18 protein-coding genes and 1 tRNA gene are annotated in these 20,009 nt (G+C 67.0%); 7 read left to right on the plus strand and 12 right to left on the minus strand.

Going from position 1 to position 20,009, the window contains the following annotated elements; all coding sequences use genetic code 11:
- Positions 1 to 173 precede the first annotated feature (173 nt).
- The 4 genes from VVR41_RS06585 to pepN are packed head-to-tail and all read right to left on the minus strand — an operon-like array spanning position 174 to position 5,505.
- The gene (locus tag VVR41_RS06585) at positions 174 to 1,487 is read right to left on the minus strand and encodes a D-arabinono-1,4-lactone oxidase (protein WP_368524089.1); all 1,314 of its coding nucleotides are present in this window, start codon (positions 1,485 to 1,487) and stop codon (positions 174 to 176) included.
- On the minus strand, positions 1,484 to 2,683 hold the full coding sequence (locus tag VVR41_RS06590) for an alanine racemase (protein ID WP_368524090.1): 1,200 nt from the start codon (positions 2,681 to 2,683) through the stop codon (positions 1,484 to 1,486). Before VVR41_RS06590 ends, VVR41_RS06585 begins: the two co-directional genes overlap by 4 nt.
- 42 nt (positions 2,684 to 2,725) lie before the next feature.
- Positions 2,726 to 3,115: a globin gene (locus tag VVR41_RS06595; RefSeq protein ID WP_321101492.1), complete on the minus strand. Its 390-nt coding sequence runs from the start codon at positions 3,113 to 3,115 to the stop codon at positions 2,726 to 2,728.
- Positions 3,112 to 5,505, minus strand: a complete 2,394-nt coding sequence (gene pepN, locus VVR41_RS06600) for an aminopeptidase N (RefSeq protein WP_368524091.1) — start codon at positions 5,503 to 5,505, stop codon at positions 3,112 to 3,114. The genes VVR41_RS06595 and pepN overlap by 4 nt, the downstream gene beginning before the upstream one ends.
- Positions 5,506 to 5,549: 44 nt before the next feature.
- On the opposite strand from pepN, the gene VVR41_RS06605 reads away from it, so the two are divergent.
- The 3 genes from VVR41_RS06605 to VVR41_RS06615 all read left to right on the plus strand — a co-directional run bounded on the left by VVR41_RS06605 (position 5,550) and on the right by VVR41_RS06615 (position 8,162).
- A complete protein-coding gene (locus VVR41_RS06605; RefSeq protein ID WP_368524092.1) occupies positions 5,550 to 6,170 on the plus strand; it encodes a DsbA family protein in 621 nt (206 codons plus the stop codon).
- An 86-nt stretch (positions 6,171 to 6,256) separates the two neighbouring features.
- The gene (locus VVR41_RS06610; RefSeq protein WP_368524093.1) at positions 6,257 to 7,687 is read left to right on the plus strand and encodes an HNH endonuclease signature motif containing protein; all 1,431 of its coding nucleotides are present in this window, start codon (positions 6,257 to 6,259) and stop codon (positions 7,685 to 7,687) included.
- A gap of 10 nt (positions 7,688 to 7,697) precedes the next feature.
- Entirely contained in the window at positions 7,698 to 8,162 is a 465-nt protein-coding gene (locus VVR41_RS06615) for a ribose-5-phosphate isomerase (protein ID WP_321101043.1), read from the plus strand.
- Here the strand turns inward: VVR41_RS06615 and VVR41_RS06620 are convergent, their stop codons facing one another.
- The 3 genes from VVR41_RS06620 to VVR41_RS06630 are packed head-to-tail and all read right to left on the minus strand — an operon-like array spanning position 8,163 to position 10,983.
- The gene (locus VVR41_RS06620; RefSeq protein WP_368524094.1) at positions 8,163 to 9,272 is read right to left on the minus strand and encodes a glycosyltransferase; all 1,110 of its coding nucleotides are present in this window, start codon (positions 9,270 to 9,272) and stop codon (positions 8,163 to 8,165) included.
- Entirely contained in the window at positions 9,257 to 10,138 is an 882-nt protein-coding gene (locus tag VVR41_RS06625) for a glycosyltransferase family 1 protein (protein ID WP_368524095.1), read from the minus strand. The genes VVR41_RS06620 and VVR41_RS06625 overlap by 16 nt, the downstream gene beginning before the upstream one ends.
- Positions 10,135 to 10,983, minus strand: coding sequence for a WcbI family polysaccharide biosynthesis putative acetyltransferase (locus VVR41_RS06630; RefSeq protein ID WP_368524096.1), 849 nt, complete (start codon positions 10,981 to 10,983; stop codon positions 10,135 to 10,137). Before VVR41_RS06630 ends, VVR41_RS06625 begins: the two co-directional genes overlap by 4 nt.
- A gap of 55 nt (positions 10,984 to 11,038) precedes the next feature.
- Between VVR41_RS06630 and VVR41_RS06635 the strand changes: the two genes are divergently transcribed.
- The 3 genes from VVR41_RS06635 to VVR41_RS06645 are packed head-to-tail and all read left to right on the plus strand — an operon-like array spanning position 11,039 to position 14,837.
- On the plus strand, positions 11,039 to 12,010 hold the full coding sequence (locus VVR41_RS06635) for a glycosyltransferase (protein ID WP_321101034.1): 972 nt from the start codon (positions 11,039 to 11,041) through the stop codon (positions 12,008 to 12,010).
- Positions 12,007 to 13,074: a glycosyltransferase gene (locus VVR41_RS06640; RefSeq protein WP_368524097.1), complete on the plus strand. Its 1,068-nt coding sequence runs from the start codon at positions 12,007 to 12,009 to the stop codon at positions 13,072 to 13,074. The genes VVR41_RS06635 and VVR41_RS06640 overlap by 4 nt, the downstream gene beginning before the upstream one ends.
- Positions 13,071 to 14,837 carry a glycosyltransferase gene (locus VVR41_RS06645; RefSeq protein WP_368524098.1) on the plus strand — a complete coding sequence of 589 codons (1,767 nt, stop codon included), beginning with the start codon at positions 13,071 to 13,073 and terminating at the stop codon, positions 14,835 to 14,837. Before VVR41_RS06640 ends, VVR41_RS06645 begins: the two co-directional genes overlap by 4 nt.
- Here the strand turns inward: VVR41_RS06645 and VVR41_RS06650 are convergent.
- From VVR41_RS06650 to VVR41_RS06670, 5 genes are all read right to left on the minus strand, one after another.
- Positions 14,822 to 15,652 carry an aldo/keto reductase gene (locus VVR41_RS06650; RefSeq protein ID WP_368524099.1) on the minus strand — a complete coding sequence of 277 codons (831 nt, stop codon included), beginning with the start codon at positions 15,650 to 15,652 and terminating at the stop codon, positions 14,822 to 14,824. The two genes, VVR41_RS06645 and VVR41_RS06650, sit on opposite strands and share 16 nt — an antisense overlap.
- A gap of 14 nt (positions 15,653 to 15,666) precedes the next feature.
- Positions 15,667 to 16,839, minus strand: coding sequence for a cytochrome b/b6 domain-containing protein (locus tag VVR41_RS06655; protein ID WP_368524100.1), 1,173 nt, complete (start codon positions 16,837 to 16,839; stop codon positions 15,667 to 15,669).
- Positions 16,840 to 16,844: 5 nt separating this feature from the next.
- The gene (locus VVR41_RS06660) at positions 16,845 to 17,792 is read right to left on the minus strand and encodes an electron transfer flavoprotein subunit alpha/FixB family protein (RefSeq protein WP_368524101.1); all 948 of its coding nucleotides are present in this window, start codon (positions 17,790 to 17,792) and stop codon (positions 16,845 to 16,847) included.
- Positions 17,789 to 18,577 carry an electron transfer flavoprotein subunit beta gene (locus VVR41_RS06665; protein WP_368524102.1) on the minus strand — a complete coding sequence of 263 codons (789 nt, stop codon included), beginning with the start codon at positions 18,575 to 18,577 and terminating at the stop codon, positions 17,789 to 17,791. Before VVR41_RS06665 ends, VVR41_RS06660 begins: the two co-directional genes overlap by 4 nt.
- A gap of 198 nt (positions 18,578 to 18,775) precedes the next feature.
- Positions 18,776 to 19,555, minus strand: coding sequence for a DUF1542 domain-containing protein (locus VVR41_RS06670; protein WP_368524103.1), 780 nt, complete (start codon positions 19,553 to 19,555; stop codon positions 18,776 to 18,778).
- A gap of 141 nt (positions 19,556 to 19,696) precedes the next feature.
- Between VVR41_RS06670 and VVR41_RS06675 the strand changes: the two genes are divergently transcribed.
- A tRNA-Gly gene (locus VVR41_RS06675) sits at positions 19,697 to 19,771 on the plus strand.
- The last annotated feature ends 238 nt before the right edge of the window (positions 19,772 to 20,009 follow it).

A 20,009-nucleotide genomic window follows, 5' to 3' on the forward strand; every position in this document is an offset into this window, starting at 1 on the left:
GCTGCGCCCCGGACTGTCTTGGAGTTCGGGGCGCAGCTACGTGTTTGTGGTGTTCAGCGCGGGGATGAGGGCGCTCGCGACGCGAACGCATTCTCTGCGTGCGGGCGTAGGGAGACGCCGCACAACCGACCTAGGACGACACCCGAGTCCGCCCGGAGGGTGCCCCCGACGCTCTATCCGAACATGCGGCGCAGATATTCCGAGCCGAATCTGCGCTGCGGATCCATCTCCTCGCGCAGGGCACAGAATTCGTCGAAGCGCGGGTACACCGCGAGGAGGTCGTCCCGCTGCATGGTGTGCATCTTGCCCCAGTGGGGTCGGCCGCCGGCGGCGCGCAAGATCGGCTCCAGGACAGGGAAGTAATCGTTGGGGTCCGTTGCCTTCGGCACGTGTACTGCGATGTACATCGACTCACGCCCCGTGGAGGTCGACAGCGCGACGTCGTCGGCGGCGGTGGAGCGCAGCTCGAGAGGGAAGGGGATCATCCAGCCGCGGCGGTCGATCTCGGCGCGGATCTCCTTGACGGTGTCCGGACCTGCTTCAAGGTCAACGGCGTACTCCATCTCGTGGAAGCGCACCCGGCGCGGGGTGGCAAAAACATCATGCGCGCGAGAGCGGTAGGACTTCGCGCCCATGGCCTTGACGGCCACACCGTTGAGGAACGGCGTGGTCGACGGAACTGTGCGCGCCAGGGCAAGCGCCGCGGCGAATACGCCGTTGCCCACCACCTCCTCCTCGATGGTGCGGGTCAGCCATGAACGCGATGGGGGCTCACCGTCCGGCGCGGGAGCTCCGGGCGCGAGGCGGGTGTTGTTCTTGATCATCGCGGTGTCCGTGTGGGGAAACCAGAACGCCTCAAAGTGATCGACGGCGCGGGTGCGCTCCTCCCAGGTGTCCAGGACGTCGTCGATGTTCGCGGTACTTTCCATGGCCAGCAGGTCGAAGGCATCGACGCACTGCATCTCTACCTCGACGACAATGCCAAGGGCGCCCAGCGAGACCGCGACCAGGCGCAGCATCTCCGGGTCGGTGTCGATGGAGTATTCGCGGAGGGTGCCGGTGGCGTCGATAAGCGAAAGCCCCGTGACCGTGCCGGCGAACCCGGTGAAGTCGATGCCTGTGCCATGCGTCGAGGTCGACACGGCGCCCGCCAGCGATTGGGCGTCGATGTCGCCCTGGTTGGCCAGCGCCAGGCCGAAGGGCGCGAGCAGTGTCGGGACGGCGTGGAGGCGGGTGCCGGCGAGGAAACGCACGCGTTTGCGCTCGCGGTCGACGCTGACCACGCCGGAGAGCTTGTCCAAGCTGAGCATGTTGCTCTCCCCAGCGGCGCAGGGGGTGAAAGAGTGCGCGCCACCAAAGGGGCGGATGCTGTGGCCCGCGGGCAGGCCCCGCACAAGCTCCGCGACCTCGGTCACCGTCGCGGGGTAGTGAAACGCGTCGGGGGTGGTGGTCACCGATCCCGACCAGTTGGTGAATGTCCGGTTCATCGCAGGGTCCATCCTTTCCCTCTGTAGGTGTCCCACATCGTGCTGGTGCCGTCCGGGTGGACGGCGGCCATGCGGTCGACGTGTTCGGTCATTTCCCCGGCCTTTGCGTGGCGGAACCACACGAGGTCACCGATTGCGAGTTCTCGCGCGGCATCGCCGTGCAACGGAGTCTGCACCTCACCGGGGCCCTCCGTGGCGGAGCAGCGCAGCCCGCGCGGGTACTCGGGGACGGGGGCGCGATCGACGGCCGGCGGGCCGGAGGCGATCCAGCCGCCGGAGTTCACCGTCACCCATCCGTCGGCCGGGATGCGCGTGACCTGGCAGGCGAAAAAGGCGGCCGGGACATGGTCGATGTCGGAGAATTGGTCGAAGATGACCGGGGTGTAGAACCCAGATCCGGCGGCGAGTTCGGTAAGTGAGCCGTCGAGGGCGCTGACATCGAGCGAGCCCGTGCCGCCGCCATTGACGAACTCGAGGTCGGCGACCTCGCGCACGGCGGCGACGCAGTCCGCGCGCCGAGGCGTGAGCTGGTTGACCGAGGCGCGCCGCAGCCAGCGCTTGACCACACCGACCGCGCCGGGTTCCGCGTCGGCCACGGAGGCGACCTGGCCCTCGTAACCCATCATGCCCACCAGGCGCAGCTGGGGCCGGCGCACGATGACGCGGGCGAGCGCGGCGGCCTGCTCGGGCGTGCGGATGGGGGAGCGCCGCGGTCCAATGACAGCGCCGGGCAGGTGCAGGGCGCAGTCGATGTCGATGGCGACGCGGACAGGCCCCGTGCTCTCGGCGCAGATGAGGTCGAGGTGCGCGGGGTCGTCGACCATCACGGTGATGGCCTCGCGCAGGCTGGAGTCGCCGGAGAGCTCCCGCAGCGCGGATCTATCAACGCTGGGGTAGGCGACCACGATGTCGTCGAATCCCTCGCGGGCAAGCCGGAGCGCTTCCGGCACGCTGTAGGCGAGGATCCCCGCGAAGCCGGGGTGCTCGAGCGCCCGGCGCAGGGCGGCGACGCTGCGCAGGGACTTCGAGGCGACGCGGATGGGCAGGCCGAGGGCCCGGTCGCGCATCCGTGCCGCGTTGTGGTCGAAGGCAGCCACGTCGATGGCGGCGCACGGGGAGGCAAGCTCACCGCTATCGATGAGTGCGGTGACTACCTCGCGCAACCGGGGCGAGGGAAGTGTGCATGCGGTCGACATGCGTACAGATTAGTAGCGCCTAACCTTTTTCGCGCGGGGTTTTCACTCGTTGTTGATCATCATGTACGCCACGCGCTGCATGTGGTTCCACAGCTGCTCGCGCGGTCCTGCAGGCAACTCGTCCGCGCTGAACTGGTTCAGGGAGGTCTCCATCATGTCGAGCCACCGCTGCGCCTCCGCCTTGCCAATGACGAAGGGGAAGTGGCGCTTGCGCAGCATCGGGCGCCCGCGTTCGGCCTGGAACGTGTGGGGCCCGCCCCAGTACTGCACCAAGAACCACCGCAGGCGGTCTTCGGCGCCCTCCCAGTCGTCGTCCGGGTACATCGGACCGAGCAGGTCGTCTACCTTGACCTGCTCGTAGAAGCCGTGGACGAGGCGGCGGAAGAAGTCCTCACCAAGCTGGTCGTAGAGGTTCGGTTGAGGCTGGTTCATCGGGTGGTCGCCTTGGCGTCGACAAGCTGGTTGCGCAGGGCACGCGCGACGCGGTCCTGACCTTCGGAGACGATGCGGCGCAGGCCGTGGGGCAAGTCCCCGCGGGCGAGCAGCTCGTCCGCTTTCGCCAGCGCGAGCTCATCGATGTCCCATGAGGGGTACAGGCTCTCCAGCGTCTGCTGCGCCATCTCATTGGTCAGCGTGTCCCACAGCTGCGGGGCGAGCGCGAAGTATTCGTCGGTCAGGCCCTCCAAGCCGCGGTCGTTGAAGGTCAGGCCCTCCGCCAAGTAGCGGGCCTCGAGGTTGGAGCGCTTCCCACCCGTGATCTCACTAAACGCCCATCGCTTATCGACGCTCGCCCGCGCCCGCAGCCGCGACAACGCGCCCTCGGAGGAGGGGTCGTCGATCTCATCGACAGCGGACATGTCGCGCGCGCCTGCGGAGACCAGCGCAGTGAGCGCCAGCCAACGCACCTCCTTGTTCTCGGAGTTTTCGGCCAGCTGCGCGAGGTAGGCGACTGACTCCTCGTTCGGGGTAAGACGCGCCAGCGCGCGGTCGAAGATGACCGCAGGCTCAGTACCGCGGAACGCCTCATTCAGCTGGTCCATGCCCTCGCCGCGCCACTGGGGGTCGACGTAGTTCTTGACCGCCAGCGTCGCTTGCGCAATGACGCGCTCTTGCACGGACGGCTGGTCCTCGGCCGGGGCGAAGCGGGCAACGAGGCGCACGAAGTCGCGGGCGGGTAGCTCGCCGCCGCGGGCGGCCTCCCACAGGCTTGACCAGCACAGGGTGCGCGCCAGCGGGTCGTCGATCGCGCCAAGGTTGTCGAGGGCGAAGCGCTGGTGCTCGGGTGTCAGGCCCATCAGGCAGTAGGTGAGGTCCTTGTCGTTGACAAGCGCGAGGTCGTGGGCGATGCCGGCGAACTCGGGGATCTCGGTGCGCGGGCCGGTGATGTCGACCTCGGTGGAGTGGGTGCGGGTCACGTGGCCGTCGATAAGCGAGTAAAGCCCGACGCCGACACGGTGCGTGCGCTGCACCTCGGAGTCTTGAATGACCGCGAAGGAGTTATCGGTGATGTCCGGGTAGAGGCGCGAGGCGCCGGTGGTGCGCAGCCACTGCTGCGACCAGTCGGACAGGTCGCGGCCGGATGCCTTTTCCAGTGCGCCGAGCAAGTCGGCGAAGGTGGCGTTGGCGAAGGCGTGGTTTTTGAAGTGCTGGCGCACGCCTGCGAAGAACTCCTCGCGGCCCACGTAAGCCTGCAGCTGCTTGAGCACGGACGCGCCCTTGGCGTAGGTGATGCCGTCGAAGTTCTGCTCCGCGGTTTCGATATCCGGCGCGTCCGCGGCAATCGGGTGCGTCGACGGCAACTGGTCCTGCGAGTAGGCCCACGCCTTCTCGACGGCCGCGAACGTCACCCAGGCGTTCGGGTACTCCCCGATGCCGGTCTGCGCGGTTGCGGCGGACCACGTGGCGAACGACTCGTTGAGCCACAGGTCGTCCCACCACTGCATGGTGACTAGGTCGCCGAACCACATGTGCGCCATCTCGTGGAGGATCGTGTCATTGCGCCGCTCCATGCGGTGCGGAGTCGGCTCGGAGGTGAACACGTACTCGTCGCGGAACGTCACTGCGCCGGCGTTTTCCATCGCGCCCATGTTGTACTCGGGGCAGAAGATCTGGTCGTACTTGCCAAAGGGGTAGGGCAGCCCGAAGTTGGCGTGGTAGAAGGCAAAGCCCTCCTTGGTCTGGCGGAATAGTCGCTCGGAGTCGAGGTGCTCGATGAGCGAGGCGCGGGCGAAAAGGCCCAGCGGAATACGGGTGTGCTCGTCCTCGTAGACATCGGTGACGGACTCGTACTCGCCCGCACACACCGCGACCAGGTAGGTCGACAGCGGGTAGTCGATCTCGCAGGTCCAGGTGTTGCCCTCGCGGGTGGCCGCTTCATTGAGGATCACGACGTACTTCTCTGGCGCGGTGACGGACACCGAGTAGGTGGCCTTCATGTCCGGTTGGTCGAAGCAGGCGAAGACTTTCATGGCCATCGCGGGCTCGAACTGGGTGTAGAGGTACTCCTTGTCGTCTGCCGGGTCGACGAATCGGTGTAGGCCTTCGCCGGTGCGGTTATAGGTAATGGTGGCGTCTACGACCAGTTCGTGGGCACCAGCGGTCAGGTGAAGGGCGCGGTCGGGGAGCTGCGCGCCGTCTAGGGTCGCGTTAAAAGAATCGGCGACGAGGTCGAAGAAGGTCTCGCCCTCGTGGGAGGTAAAGGTCACCGTTGTTCTCGACGAAAAGACGTCCGGGTTGGTGATGTCCAGCTCGATTGCGTAGTGGACATCGCGGATGAGCTGGGATCTTTCGTTCGCGTGCGCGCGGCTCAGGTTCGTCTTCATGGCGACCAATCTACTCGGGGCGAAATCTGTTTAGGGTGGGGGATATGACGACTACACAAAAGGTGACGTTCTGGTTCGACGTGTCGTGCCCGTTCTGCTGGCTGACTTCCCGCTGGATCAAAGAGGTGGAAAAGGTTCGAGACATCGAGGTCGAGTGGATACCGATGTCTCTGTCGGTGCTCAACGAGGGGGCGGACATTCCTGCCGACTACGCCCGCAAGATGGAGGCTAACTGGGGTCCTGCCCGCGTCTTTGCGAAGGTGAAGGAGGAACAGCCAGACAAGGTTGATGAGCTCTACACCGCGATGGGCACGATCGTTCACCCGGGAGGCAACGCCGGGAAAGAAGGGTATGGGGCGTACGACGACGTCATTGCGCAGGCGCTCGAGGAGGTTGGGCTGCCCGCTACGTATGCCGAGGTAGCGAATTCGGACGACGTGGATGACCTGTTGCGCGGATTCCACGCCACGGCCATGGACGCCGTTGGCAACGACGTGGGCACCCCGGTGGTCAAGCTCGGTGACACCGCATTTTTCGGCCCGGTCATCACCCGCGTGCCCGAAGGGGAAGAGGCCGGTGAGCTGTTCGACCACGCCGTGGGCCTGGCCAGCTTCCCCTACTTCTTCGAACTGAAGCGCTCACGCACGGAGTCTCCGCAAGTGTAAGGTGCAGAAAGTTTAGCATTTAGGGTTGAAGGTCGAAAAGGTGTGCGATATAGTAGGTGGTGTCTGAAAGGGAGATCGGGGGGTCTATGGAGACACGACACCACCAGTGCACCGACGGGGCGCGGCTGATCATCGAAGGTGAGTTCCTCATGTTTCACCGCTTCGCCGACTCGGCCGACGACATCATGACGTGCGACCTCGACGAGATCACCACGTCCATGATGGCGTGGACGCAGCGCGGCAAAACGTTCGTCGAAAACGGCATTTTCGGCTACGCCCGCCTCCGCAGCCTGCCCCGCCTCCGCGAGCTCCACTTCGACACCAAGCTTCTCGACGTCAGCAGGCTCGCCGCCATCAACCGCACGCTGTGCGTTCTGCCCGCAGACTTTCCCGAGCAGTCCTGGGCAGTCGTCGACGACGCTCTCGTAGCCATGTTTACCAAGCTCAAGCCGGGCGCATCACTGCCGAGCGTGTGGACCATCACCAACCGCCTGCGCCGCCTCATCGCACGCCTCGATGCGTCAGTGAACTTCGACCGGAAAAAGCGTGCCAGGCGCGAGGCGTCCTCCGCTCCCTCCGTGAACTTCTTCCCGGCCAACAGTGACGGGGAAGACCGCGCCGGGCTGACACTCATCACCGACAACGCCACGATGTCCTGCATCGAGGCTGCGGTGAAGGCCGCCGCCCGCGAGCACAAGCTCAGCTTTGCGGACACTCTGATCAAGCTCATCGCGGGCGAGATCTCCACATCGGTGCGCCCTGTGCTCAACCTCTATTCGCCCCGGCAGGCCGGCGCCCCGGTCTACTTCCCCGGATTCGGCTGGAGCACCGCCAGCGATTTGGAAACGCTGCACAGGCTTTTCGACGCCACCCCGCCCACCATTAACGACCTCGACGCCGCACGGTCGGCGCGGACGGAAAGCTACACCCCGACTAAGGCGATGGCAGACTACGTCCGGCTCCGCGACGGGACCTGCGTGTACCCCGGCTGCCACAAACCTGCCGAGGCCTGCCAGCTGGACCACCGAATACCCTTCGGCGACGGAGGTCCGACAACACCCGACAATCTGTTCTGTCTTTGCCAACATCACCACAACCTGAAAACCGATCGCCGCGGTTTCTACCTCCCGGACCCGTACACGGGGGAGACGGTGTGGCTTTTCGCGGATGGAACGTGGCTGATTTCCGAGGACAAGGGCATCCTCGGCGACATGACCCTGCCCGACAACCCGCGGTGGGCGACAACCGTGTCCAACAACTATTCGTCCTGGTCGCGCACCGCAAGGTTCAACGCCCAGTGCCACACGCTGTGCGACCGCTACGAGGAAGACGGAGATTACGAGGCCTGCATCGCCGGGATCCGCGCGCTGGAAGAGGAGTACAAACTGCACTTCGAGTTCACTCCGCTGCCGGAGGACACATCTTGGATCCCGCCGGAGCCTTACCTGGACGAGCCACCGTTCCCGGATCCGATCGACATGGTGGACGACGGCACTGTGCTGCCACTCGTGGCCTAAACTGATGGACATGCGTATTTACCTTGGAGCAGACCACGCCGGATTCGAGCGGAAGAACCAGATTGCGGAACACCTCAAGGCCCAGGGCCACGAGGTCTTTGACTGCGGCGCCCACGAGTACGACGCGGCCGACGACTACCCCGCGTTCTGTATCGCCGCCGCCGAGAAGACCGTCGCCGATCCGGGTTCGCTCGGCATAGTCCTGGGCGGTTCCGGCAACGGTGAGCAGATCGCCGCGAACAAGGTCAAGGGCGCGCGCTGCGCACTCGCCTGGTCCGAGGAGACCGCGCGCCTGGCTCGCGAGCACAACAACGCCCAGCTCATCGGCATCGGCGGCCGCATGCACACGGAGGAGGAGGCGCTGCGCATCGTCGACGCGTTCGTCGCTCAGCCGTGGAGCGAGGAGGATCGCCACCAGCGCCGCATCGATATTTTGTCCGCGTACGAGGAGACCGGCGTCGCGCCGAGCGTGTAACTACCAGCCGGCAAACGCCCGCTCGAGGCGCTGCGGCCCGTCCACTGCCCTCAGGCCGAGCAGTTCGCCGCGGGAACGCACGCTTGGCGACGTCAACGCGAGCGCCCGCGCCGACACCACCGATGTTGTGTCGGCAAGGATGAGGTGGCGGTCTGTCGCGCGTCGGTAGAACACATCCGCGTCCCCCAAAGCCCATGGTTGGGCGAGGGTGACGCGGATTCTTTCGTTTGCGGCCGTGCCTGACAGTACGCGCGGGTCGTGGGAGAACAGTGGCGCAACTTCGTCGACGTAGACGCGTGCGTCAATGGCCAGCCACGAGGCGATCACTGTTTCTGTCACGCCGGGGGCGTCGAAGGTGGGCACAGTGACGGCGACGTCGGCGGTGGGAAACACGACGCCGGCTGGGCGCGCGATGGGGTGCGTGATGCGCTGCGCCAGCGCAACGGTCTCCGCGTTTTTCGCCAGAGCTTCGCTCCACTCGGTCGCGTGCCGCTTGCCGAAGTCGGGGGCGGGGTGGAGGGCGATCGCGCGGGGCTCATGGACGAAGAGCGCCCCTGCGTTCCAGGCGCGCCACCCGAACTCCCAGTCTTCGCCGCCGTACCCGACGATGGAGGCGTCGAAGCCACCGATGTGGCGGAAGAAGTTAGCGGAGCAGGTCAAAGCAGCCGAGATGATGAAGCGCCACGAGGTGGAGTCGGCGCGGGAGAGGTGGTCGGTTCTGGTGTAGGCGTCGACAAGCCATGCGGGTTCGCGACGCTCCGGGCCGGTGAGTCGGCTGCCGACGACCACGGCGCGGCGGTTGCGCTGGATATGCGGCACGACGGCCGCGAGGTAGCCGGGCTCGGGGATGGTGTCGCCGTCGAGAAACGCAAGCACCTCACCGGATGCGGCGGCCGCGCCGAGGTTGCGCGCGGCGGCGGCGCGAAACCCCTGGTCGTCCTGGCGCACCGTGGTCACGCCCTCGATCGCGGGAGTGACGCTCGAGCCGTCGTCGGCGACGATGATCTCCACGGCGCCGTCGTAGCGTTGGGCGCGCACGGCGGCGACGACCTCGGCGAGGGCGGCGTGGTTGTTGTAGTGCGGGATGACCACGCTTACGTCAGGCCACATGCCGCCCACCTTTCTTTCCAGGCTGCGGCGACCTCTGGCCACCCGTAGCGCGGGGGTTCAACGGTCCGGGGCACAAACGTGTCGACGGCCTCGCGCCACTGCCCGTCGCTGACAAGCGTGATGCGTCCCGGCAGCCATTGGTCGATCTCGCGCGTGTAGGGCGAATCGCTGGCGAGCACGGTGCGCCCGGCGCCCAGCCACGTCATGAGCGAGCCGGAGGCGGAGTAGTGGCGGTGCGCGCAGACGGGGATCTCGGTGCGCGCGACCTCTAAGGCGAGTTGTTTGTCGCTGAGCCAGCCGGTGATCTCGGCGTGCGTGGCAAGGGAGTCCGCCCAGGCCTCGTGGCCGCGGGAGACGGAACCAAGGAAACGGAGGCGGTACTCCGTGCCGCGCAGTGCGGCGATGAGGTCCTCGTGGCCCTTGCCGGGGTAGAGGAACCCGAGGATGCCCACGGTGTAAGGAATCATATCGACCGCGGGCAGGTCGATCCGAGGGATGGGCAGCCGAATGATATCTACGTCGCCGTCGAAGAAGGATGCCTCGTGTGCGGAATTGACTACGGAGAGTGTGGCGGCGGCGGTGATGCGTCGATAAGCGGGGGCCCGGCGGGCGAAGCGCTCGGCGCCTTCCTGCGGCTGAGGCACGTCGTGCAGGCTCACGGAGAACGGGCGGGGGCCGAGGGTGGTGAGGAGGGCGTCCACGGCTGCGTCCGGAGTGGGGCCGAAGAGGTGGTCGGTGAAGGTGACGTGGATCGGGCCGTCCGGCAGCGGGCCACCGCGGACGATGTCTGCGCCCGTGTGGTGGGCGAGCGCGAGCGCGTAGGCGGTCACGCCGTGGTTGTCAGGGCCGACGATGAGGTGCTTCACGGCATCAGCCCCAGGTTGGCGATGCGCTCGGCGTGGCGTTCCAGGCCGTGGCGCACGAGCGCGGGGCGGCGGCGGTAGAACTCCATCTGGCTCTGCGCGATCTCGTCCTGGTTGATTGTGCCTACCCGGCGCTTGCGCCACTGGTCGCGGCCGGAGATGTGCACTCCGAGGGCGTCGGCCGCGGCGGTGTCGATGGGCGCGTCGAGCTCACCGAGCATCTCGTAATCTGGCAATGCCACGTCACCCGTCATGCCCAGCTCGGCGAGCACCGCACGGGCGAGCTCGGCGAGTGTTGCATTGTCCGGGTGGTTGATGGTGTGCCACACCGGGTGGGTTTCTAGGTGATCAGAGACGACAACCGTGCCGTGGTGGCGCTCGCGGGTGCGCATCTGCTCGACCGACATCGCGGCGGCGCGGCGCAGCACCGCGGGGGATGGTTGTGACTCAACGGGGGCGTCCACGTTTTGCGCGACGGCGGTGAGGATCCGCAGGTCGTGGTAGGGCACCACCGGCGGGTTGCGTGAGGGGTCGGCGGGGTCGCGAATGATTGCCTGGTACGGCATCAGTCCGTCGAAGCGCAGCACGGGTACGAGCACGTGGCGCGCGGTTGCCGGCAGCAGTTCGCGCAGTTGTGCGCTACCCACGGGCAGGCCGCGGTAGTCGGCGCGGATTGGCTGGGTAATCAGAACGTCCGTGCGGGAGATGAGGTCGCTGAACCAGCCCATGTCGTCACGGGTGAGTTCGTGGACGGGAGTGATCCGCTCGGACTCGAAAAGTCCGGTGGTCATGAGGAGGCGCCGGGTGGATTCTGCCTGGCAATTTCCGACGACAGTGAGGGTGGCCATGGGGCCAATCTAGCAACTGTGTGCACTCGAATGCGTTGGGGCTTATATTAGTGGGGTGGCAAACCCGACCTCCGCTCTGCGGGTTCTTTCCATTCCCGCTGAGCATCCGTACACACGTGCGGTTCGTCCTGATTCCGTCGTCTATCTTCCGGACCCGGATATCGACGGCAACTGGTGGCCCCACCCCGCCCTCGAGGCTCAGTTCTGGGCAGACGGCGCGGCAGACGTGGACGCCGTCCACATCCATTTCGGTTTCGAGCACCGCACGCCGGGGCAGATCGCGGAACTCGTCAGTGCGTTGCCGGTTCCGCTGGTGCTGACCGTGCACGACATCGACAACCCGCACCTAGCGGACCAAACCGACCACCATGTGCGCCTGCGCTTGCTTATCGACGCCGCCGCGGCCGTCATCACCCTCACCGACACCGCCGCAGACCGCCTCGCTGCCGAGTTCGGCGCGCGAAACGTACGGGTCGTGCCCCATCCGCGCGTGGTGAATCAATCGGTGCGCGCGACCCACGGCGGGGGAGCGGGCGTTTTTGTGAAGTCGCTGCGCGCCAACGTGGTGTCGGATCCGGACTTCTACGCGCGTATCGCCGCCGCCACCCCGCTGACTGTCTTCGTCCACGACGTCGACGCGACGCGCCCGCTGCGCGAGGCACTGGCCGGTGCGCCAGGTGTGGAGCTTCGTGTTCACGAACCCTTCGATGACGCGGAGCTGTACAGCGCCGTCGGCAGCCTCGACGTGTGCCTTCTTCCCTACACCCGCGGCACCCACTCCGGCTGGTTGGAAATGTGCCGTGACCTCGGCGTAACCGTGGCCGTGCCCAACATCGGCTGCTATGCCGGGCAGGCCGACACCAGCGAGGCCGTGGAGGTCTACGCCGTCGGGGACGCGGAGGGCGCTGCGGTGGGCGTCGATAAGCTGCGTGCCCGCGGCCCTCTCACCTTCGCAGGCGACAGGGACGCGCAACTCGCCGCGGTGCGCCGCGCCCACCAGGACATATACCGGGCGGCCCTGCGATGAGCCGGGCGCTGCGCGTCGCCTTCGTTGGACCGTCCCGTTACCCCGTGCGCGAGCCGTATGCGGGAGGCCTGGAGGCGTTTTGCCACACGACCGTGTCGGCGCTGCGCGACTGCGGTCACCACGTGGACTTCTACGCGGCGAAGGGCTCGGACGGCAACACCACGGACTTCGAGCTGCCCGGCGTGGACTGGGGGCGTGACGTGGTCTCTGCGACCGACACGTCCTACCCGGAGGGCGGCCGGGAGCGCGAGGACGCGGCGTTTGTCGCCCTGCGCCAGCTCCTGGTGCAGCGCGGCTACGACGTGGTGCACAACAACAGCCTCAACCCGTTCATGTTCGCCAGCGAGTTCTCTCCCGAGCCGCTTCCGATGGTCACTACGCTGCACACCCCTGAGCTTCCCGACCTCGCGTCCGCCATCCTCGCCGCCGGCGACAAGGCGGGCCGCTTCGTGGCGGTCAGCCCGGTCACCGCGGCGGACTGGCAGATCCCGCAACCGATCACGGTCATCCCCAACGGCGTCAACGGCTGCACCTGGCGCCCGGGACCCGGCGGCACGTCCGCGGTATGGTTCGGCCGCCTCGTTCCGGAAAAGGGCCCGCACCTGGCCATCGACGCCTGCCAGCTCCTCGGGCTGCCGCTCCTGCTCGCCGGACGCAAAGGCGACCACGCTTACTTCCAGGAGGAGATCGCCCCGCGGCTCGACGGCGAACGCGTGCGCTGGGTCGGCGAGCTATCCCACGCGGAGCTGCGCACCCTCGTCGGGCGATGCGCCGTGTCGCTGGCCACCCCGCGGTGGGAGGAGCCGTTCGGGCTTGTCGCCTTCGAATCCATGGCGTGCGGCACGCCCGTCGCCGCCTTCGACAGGGGAGGGTTGGGCGCATTGCTTTTCGACGCCCCCGCGGCACTCGCCGAGCCCGACGACGTCGTGTCCCTGGCCAAAGCCACCCACACCGCCCTGCACATCGAACGCGCCGCGGTGCGCGACTGGGTGGTCCGCAACTACAGCCTCGCGCGCACCGCTCGCCGCTACGCGCAGATTTACAAGGAGGTCGCCCAGCGATGACCGGACCCATCGGCATCTACGCCCACCACCACGGCGCGGGCCACATTCAGCGCTGCCGGGAGATCCAACGCGAGCTCGCGGCACTCGGTCACGAATCCGTGATCCTGTCCACCCAGCCGAGCGCCGACGTGGTGCTTGCCGATGACGCCGGCCACGGCCAGTCCGGCCGCGCCATGACCGCCGGTGGGAGTCTCCACTACGCCCCCTACGGCAACCAGGGTTTGAGAGATCGCTTCGCCGTGATCGCCGAGTGGATCGCCGCCAATAACCCGTCGGCGTTCTACGTTGACGTCTCCGTCGAGGTCGGGGTGTTCGTACGCCTGACCGGCGTGCCCGTGGTCACGCTCGCGATGCCCGGGCTGCGCGACGACGCTCCGCACCAGCTGGCCTACCGCCAAGCAGACGCCATCATTGCCGCGTGGCCGTCGTGGCTGCCGCTGCCAGAGCACCTCGCGGCCCACGAAGCGCGCGTGCACGCGGTGGGCGGCATCACCCGCCTGCGGCCGACCCCCGGGATCGAGCGCGACCCGAAGCACGTCGTCGTCATGGCCGGCAAGGGCGGCTCGACGTGGGGCGACGGTGACTGGGACGAAGTGGAAAAGCACTGCCCCGACTACCGTTTCACGTACCTAACCGGCGAGAATCGGGTGGACGATCCGGCGGACATCCTCGCCGGGGCAGGCGTGGCGGTCACCGCGGGCGGGCAAAACTCCATCGCGGACCTCGCGGTGACTCAAACCCCGGCGATTATTCTGCCGCAGCCGCGTCCGTTCATTGAGCAGAAGTTCTCCGCTCGCGTCCTGGGCGAGGCAGGGCTGGCGGTTGTCGCCGAGCACTTCCCGCCGGCGCACCAGTGGCCCGAGCTACTGCGCCGCGCGAGTGACTTGGACGCGGATTGGTCGCGATGGGAGACCGAGGGGGCGGGGCGCCGGGCTGCGGAGGTGATCTCCGCGGTGGCGACCAATCCCTCCCAAGCACCGACGGCCGTGCTCACGCTTGCCGACGCCTCCCGCGCCGCCCACCTGACCCACCAGGTCAACCTTATTCCCGAGGGCACCGACCACATCACCGCAGCGCTTGACGACGCCCCCGCGGTCGAGCGTGCCGTGCCCAAGAGCCACGTCGTGGCAGTGCCCCGCAATCTGGCGGCGGCGCGCAATCGCGCTGCCGAGGTTGCCATCGAGCGCGGCAACGACATCCTCATCTTCCTCGACGCCGACTGCGTCGCCTCCAACGAGCTGGTCAACCACTACACCGAGGCGCTGGCCCGCCACCCCGAGGCGGTCGTCGCGGGGCCGGTGACCTACCTGGGACAGGGGCAGCTGCGCACAACCTCTCCCGACCCACACCCCGCGCGCCCCAATCCGCCGGCGGGGACGATCGTGCCCGCTGAGAATTACAACCTGTTCTGGTCCTTGTCGTTCGCGGTGCGCGCGCAGACGTGGCAGCGCATTGTCGCCGCCTTCGGCGGTTTCGATGAGGGATTCACCGGCTACGGCGGGGAAGATACCGACTTTGCCCGCAACCTGGACAAGCACGGATTCGCGCTGTACTGGGTCGGCGGGGCCCACGCATACCACCAGTGGCACCCGGTGTCGTCGCCGCCGTGGGAACACCTGGACGACATCCTCGCCAACAGCGCTTACTTCCGGAAGAAGTGGGGCGACTACCCGATGGAGGGCTGGATCGCCGCTTTCGCGGAAGCAGGTGCCATCGAATACGTTGACGGCACCTGGCGGCGGACCGACTATTCCTGTTCGTAGTCGTCCGGGTGCGGTCCCTGGCGGCCGAACTCCTCCTCATCGAGGGAGATTATGGCGGCCACTTCATCCTGGCTGAGCTCGAAGCCGAACAGGTCGAGGTTTTCGCGCATCCGCTCCGGTGAGTTCGTCTTGGGGAAGACGATGACGTTGTTCTGCAGGTGCCAGCGCAGCACGACCTGGGCCGGAGTCACACCGTGGCGTTCGGCGGCGTCGGTGATCTCGGGGTAGTCGGCGAGGTCGTAGTACCCGCCGCCGAGCGGCGCCCATCCTTCGATGGCGGTGCCGTGGACGCGCATGGCGTCGATGTCCCTCCACCGCTGGAACAGCGGGTGAAGCTCCACCTGGTTGATGGCGGGGGTGACGTCGGTTTCGTTCTCCAGCTTCGCGATGTGCTCGAGCTGGAAGTTCGACACCCCAATGGACGTGGTCAGACCTTCGGCACGCAGGTCAATCATCGCTTTCCACGCGTCGAGATAGAGACCCTGGGCTGGGCGCGGCCAGTGGATGAGGTAGAGGTCAACGCGATCGAGACCGAGCGCCTCGAGCGAGGCGGCCAGCGCGCCAGGCGCATCGGAGTGGCGGTCGTTCCACAGCTTGGTGGTTACGTAGAGCTCGTCGCGCGGGATGCCGGACGCCGCGATGGCCCGGCCGACCGCTTCTTCGTTGCCGTAGATGTGGGCGGTGTCGAGATGGCGGTAGCCGAGCTCGAGCGCGGTCTCGACGAGGCGCTGCGCCTGGGCCGGGTCGACGCGGTGCAGGCCGTAACCGAGTTGGGGAATCGAGGTGGCGTCGTTAAGCGAGATGCGTGGAATCAAGGAGACGTAGTGTCCTAACGGTGCGAGACGGTGCCGGTGAGGCGCGCGAGCGGGGCGACGATCGCGGGGCGCGCGGCCCACCAGGCGAGGGCGATGGCGGCGAGCGCGGCCATGAAGAACCAGATGCCGGCCACGCTGTCGGAGTTCGTTGCGGCGAACATCGCGTTGAGGTTGCGCTGCAAGCCGGTGGAGACGACCAACAGGACGTGGACGACGATGAACACCAGGAAGAAGACCATGGTGGGGAAGTGGAGGCGGCGCGCCAGCGCAACCGGGAAAAACGTCCAGTTCTTCGGCCACCACGGGCTCATGCGCAGGCCGGACACGGCCGCGATGGGCGCGGCGATGAACACGACCGCAAAATACGAAAGCTCCTGCAGCGCGTTGTAGTGGACCCAGGGGTCCTCCGTCGGCCAATCGAGCGCGGCGTACTGCAGGCCCGCCGAGATAGCGTGCGGGATCGTCTCCCAGCTCGTCGGGACGATGCGCATCCACTGGCCGGTGGTAAACAGCAGGACGTAGAACACGGCGCCGAGGACGAGCCACGCCACGTCGAGCATCAGGTGCAACCACAGTGTCAGTGAGATCTTGCCGCGCGGGTTGCCCTTCGGGGTCCAGTAGGCCGCCGGGCGGCGCTCCCCGCGGACCTGGATTCCCGTTTTGACGATCAGCGTCATGAGGAACATGTTGAAAAAGTGCGCCCAGTTCAACCACGCGGGCAGGCCCACGGGGGCGTTCTCCGGCAGCGGCTGGAGGCCGTCGTAGGTGGCGACGAACTCGCTGCCCCACGTCGAAGACAGGACAAAGCGCGCCAGCAGCACGATCAAACCGAGGATGAACCCCAGGCTGACCAGACCGAACGCGACCTGGATGCCGGAGAACCGCGATGCGGCGGCGGCAGGTTCCGGGGCCGCGGGCGCTGGTGTTGGAGCTGCCTCGGGCGCGGGCACGGGCTGTGCGACCTCGCTAACCGCCTGCGGCGGCGCGGTGACGAGCACCTCTCCCGCGGGTGGGAAGGCGGCGCCGCCGGCGACGCGGGGTAGGCCGCGGCGCAGAGCAACGGAGACCTGACCCGGGGCGGGGGAGTCGGCTGGAGTTTGGGGGGCGAGCTCGGCGAAGGCGCCGGCCGGGGGCCACGAGTCGCCGCCCGCGACGCGGGGCAGACCACGGCGGAGGGGTACCTGCACTTTGGTTACACCTTTCGGGCGTTGATGTCGTCGATGAGCTGGGGCACAATGTCGAAGATGTCGCCGACGATGCCGAAATCGGCGATCTCGAAGATGGCGGCATCGGGATCGTTGTTGATCGCCACGATCACATCCGAGGTCTGCATGCCCACGAGGTGCTGGATCGCGCCGGAGATTCCCACGCCGATGTAGAGCTTGGGGCTGACCATCACGCCGGTCTGGCCGATCTGTGCTTCGTAGGCCACCTGGCCCTCATCGACCGCGGAGCGGGTGGCGCCGACGGCGGCATCGAGGGCGTCGGCAAGCCCGCCGACGAGTCCTTCGAAGGTGTCGGCGTCTCCAAGCGACACGCCGCCGGCGACGACGCGTTCGGCGGTCACCAGGTCAGGACGCGGCGAGGTGCGCTCGATCGGGGTCGCGGAGACAACCTTCGCTTCACGACGCCCGGAGGGCGCCACCGCGATCGTTTCCACGTGGGCGTCGGTCGCCGTAGCGCGCGCGTCGACGGAACCGGGGCGCAGCGTCACGACCGGCGCCGAGTGGGTTGCCGCAGCCACGGAGTTGAACGCCCCGCCGTAGTTGGAATGGTCGGTGACAACGCCCTCCGCGTCGCGGCGCAGGCCGGTGGCGTCCGTGAGCAGGGCGGCGCGGCGGCGCACGCTCAGCTTTGCCGCAGTATCGCGCCCGCGCACGGTGTGCGCGAAGACAATGGCGGCGGGGTAGAGGTGCTCGCAGGCGGCCTCGGTGGCGTCGATAAGCGAGGCGGGAGCCTCGGGCACGAGAACGCGTGACGCGCCCAGGGAGCCGAGCTCGGCGGCGTGATCGGCGGAGGTGGTGAGCACGACGGGCTCGCCGATGGCGCTGGCGGCGCCGATGAGTTCGGCGGCGGCGAGGTCGATGCCGTCACCCTCGTACGGGGTGTCGAGGACGACGAGTACGGGCTGGGAGGTCATGCGCGGCTCCTTGGGAGAAGGTCCTTGTCCTGCAAAAAGTCGACGAGTTTGGCGGCCGCCTGGGAGTTGCCGTCGATGATCTCACCGCGCTCGCGGGCGGGGCGGCGCTCAATGGAGACCATGATCGAGCGCGCGCGGTTCCAGTCCTCGGCGTCGATGGCGAGATCGGCCAGCGAGAGGGTGGTGAGCTCCTTCTTCTTCGCGGCCATCAGCCCCTTGAAGTTAGGAAAGCGCGCGTCCGGGAACTCGTCCGAGACCGCAACGACGGCGGGGAGCTCCGCCTCGAGCTCCACGGTGGCGCCGTCGCCGGCCTGGGTGGCGCGGACGGTGGAGCCGTCGAGGTCCATGGCGGTGAGGTTGGTCAGCGCGGGGTAATCGAGGATCTCACCGACGAGCGAGGCCATCACGCCGCCGCCACCGTCGGAGGAAGCCGCGCCGGTGACGACGAGGTCGTAGCCGTTTTTCGCCACGACCGCGGCAAGCGCCTCGGCAGTCAGGGTGAGATCGGCGCCGACGAGCGCGTCATCGGAGACAATGTAGGCGTCAGTCGCGCCCATCGCGATGGCCTTGCGGATACTTCCGGCCACGGACTCGGGCCCGACGCTGATGACGTCGACGACCGCGCCCTCGACACCCTCAGTAAGTCGCAGCGCCGCCTCGACGGCGCGCTCGCCGACCTCGTCGGCCACGACGTCACCGGTACGGTCGGTCAGTCCCGTCTCGAGACTCATCTCGGGGTCGCTGTAGGTATCCGGGACTTCCTTGAGTAGCACGGCTATGCGCATCGCGGCTCCTTTGCTGGCGGCTTGTGCTTTTCAACGCACCAACCCTACCGCGTCAACCACGCCCCACAGGTCTTGGCAGCCACGTTATTGGCAAAGCGGGAGTGGGGATTTCCGACAGCTCCGCTCACGATGCCGGCACGGCACCCGTTGAAGGTGAAACTGTCGATGGAGGGAATGCCTACGCATTACCGCGTGCAACTAAAGGTCGAAGCCGCCGAAATCGAAACCGTCGCCACCTCCAAAGTCGAAGAAGCCGCCCTCTCCGCCTCCCATGTCGCCCATGTCTCCCATATCTCCCATGTCGCCCATATCTCCAGCGCTGTCTCCGAAGTCACCCGCTGCAAACTCTTCGCTCGACGGGGTGCCAGCCATGCCTGCGAACATGGCCGAGTAGAACATCATCGAACTGGCGGCCCACATGCCGGTCATCATCGCCGGTGTCCACCACGCGGTGGAGTACCAGCCGGCGGGAACGGGGCGGCCGGCGACAGCTCCGCCTGGGTAGTAGTGCGGGGTGCGTTCGGATGCGTGTGGGGAGGCGGTGACCGTTGAGCCGTCCTCCTGCTCAACGGTGCGTTCCTCCGTGACACGGCCCGCGCGGCGCTGACCCTCCAGCTCCGGAAGCTGCGGACCTGTGGGCATGCCCATGAGCTCGCGCGCGGCGTTGACGTAGTGCAGGCCCTCAAGTGCGGATTCGCGGGCGAGCTGCGCCTGGCGCACGGTGCGCGCTTCAGTGAGCGCGGCGGAGGCTGCGTTGAAGCGTTCGCTTGCGTCGGCCATGGCCTGGGTGGATGCAGTGTCAGTGCCGGAGAGGTTTAAAACCTGCGAGCCGAGGCGGTCGGTCCAGCGTTTGGCATCTGCCATAGCGTCGTCAAAGCTGCTCTGGTTCAGCTGGTGCTGAGCGCCAGCGGCGCTTCGGTTCGTCACCAGGTACGCGGCGACACCGAGGGCGGCGACAATAATTACGAGAGTAAGCACGGTCACGTCGGGCCTTTCTTGTCGGGCTTTCGTACATGGTCAACGGTACGGACGTCGCAATGGTTCCGCCTGATCCGTGAGTTTGGAGGGTGGGACTTGGTTGCGCTAGACTTCGGCTCCAGTACCACCGAACCGGTACCTGGGAATGTCGTATAGTGGCTAATACCTCAGCCTTCCAAGCTGAAGACGCGGGTTCGATTCCCGTCATTCCCTCCAAGGTCATTCCGTATGTTGCGGCGTGATGGAACCTGCGGGTCATGACATAGGTCATGACACTTTCGTAGGCGAAGAATAACCCCCGTTACCAGTCACTGGAAGCGGGGGTCTTCACATGCCGGGGAATGCCCGCGTTGATAAGCATGTAGCGCGGCACCCTTTACCTGCGCTCTACCGCTAAGTCGGAGGAGATGAGGAAGCACCAGGTGCGGATTAAATAGTTCGCCCTGTGATTCGT

This window comes from Corynebacterium sp. LK2510 (genome assembly GCF_040946405.1).
GTDB lineage: Bacteria > Actinomycetota > Actinomycetes > Mycobacteriales > Mycobacteriaceae > Corynebacterium.

Bases quoted from the DNA above. Each gene is read 5' to 3' on its own strand.
- VVR41_RS06585 (WP_368524089.1), bottom strand. From the start codon at position 1,487: ATGAACCGGACATTCACCAACTGGTCGGGATCGGTGACCACCACCCCC.
- VVR41_RS06590 (WP_368524090.1), bottom strand. From the start codon at position 2,683: ATGTCGACCGCATGCACACTTCCCTCGCCCCGGTTGCGCGAGGTAGTC.
- VVR41_RS06595 (WP_321101492.1), bottom strand. From the start codon at position 3,115: ATGAACCAGCCTCAACCGAACCTCTACGACCAGCTTGGTGAGGACTTC.
- pepN (WP_368524091.1), bottom strand. From the start codon at position 5,505: ATGAAGACGAACCTGAGCCGCGCGCACGCGAACGAAAGATCCCAGCTC.
- VVR41_RS06605 (WP_368524092.1), top strand. From the start codon at position 5,550: ATGACGACTACACAAAAGGTGACGTTCTGGTTCGACGTGTCGTGCCCG.
- VVR41_RS06610 (WP_368524093.1), top strand. From the start codon at position 6,257: ATGGAGACACGACACCACCAGTGCACCGACGGGGCGCGGCTGATCATC.
- VVR41_RS06615 (WP_321101043.1), top strand. From the start codon at position 7,698: ATGCGTATTTACCTTGGAGCAGACCACGCCGGATTCGAGCGGAAGAAC.
- VVR41_RS06620 (WP_368524094.1), bottom strand. From the start codon at position 9,272: ATGTGGCCTGACGTAAGCGTGGTCATCCCGCACTACAACAACCACGCC.
- VVR41_RS06630 (WP_368524096.1), bottom strand. From the start codon at position 10,983: ATGGCCACCCTCACTGTCGTCGGAAATTGCCAGGCAGAATCCACCCGG.
- VVR41_RS06640 (WP_368524097.1), top strand. From the start codon at position 12,007: ATGAGCCGGGCGCTGCGCGTCGCCTTCGTTGGACCGTCCCGTTACCCC.
- VVR41_RS06645 (WP_368524098.1), top strand. From the start codon at position 13,071: ATGACCGGACCCATCGGCATCTACGCCCACCACCACGGCGCGGGCCAC.
- VVR41_RS06660 (WP_368524101.1), bottom strand. From the start codon at position 17,792: ATGACCTCCCAGCCCGTACTCGTCGTCCTCGACACCCCGTACGAGGGT.
- VVR41_RS06665 (WP_368524102.1), bottom strand. From the start codon at position 18,577: ATGCGCATAGCCGTGCTACTCAAGGAAGTCCCGGATACCTACAGCGAC.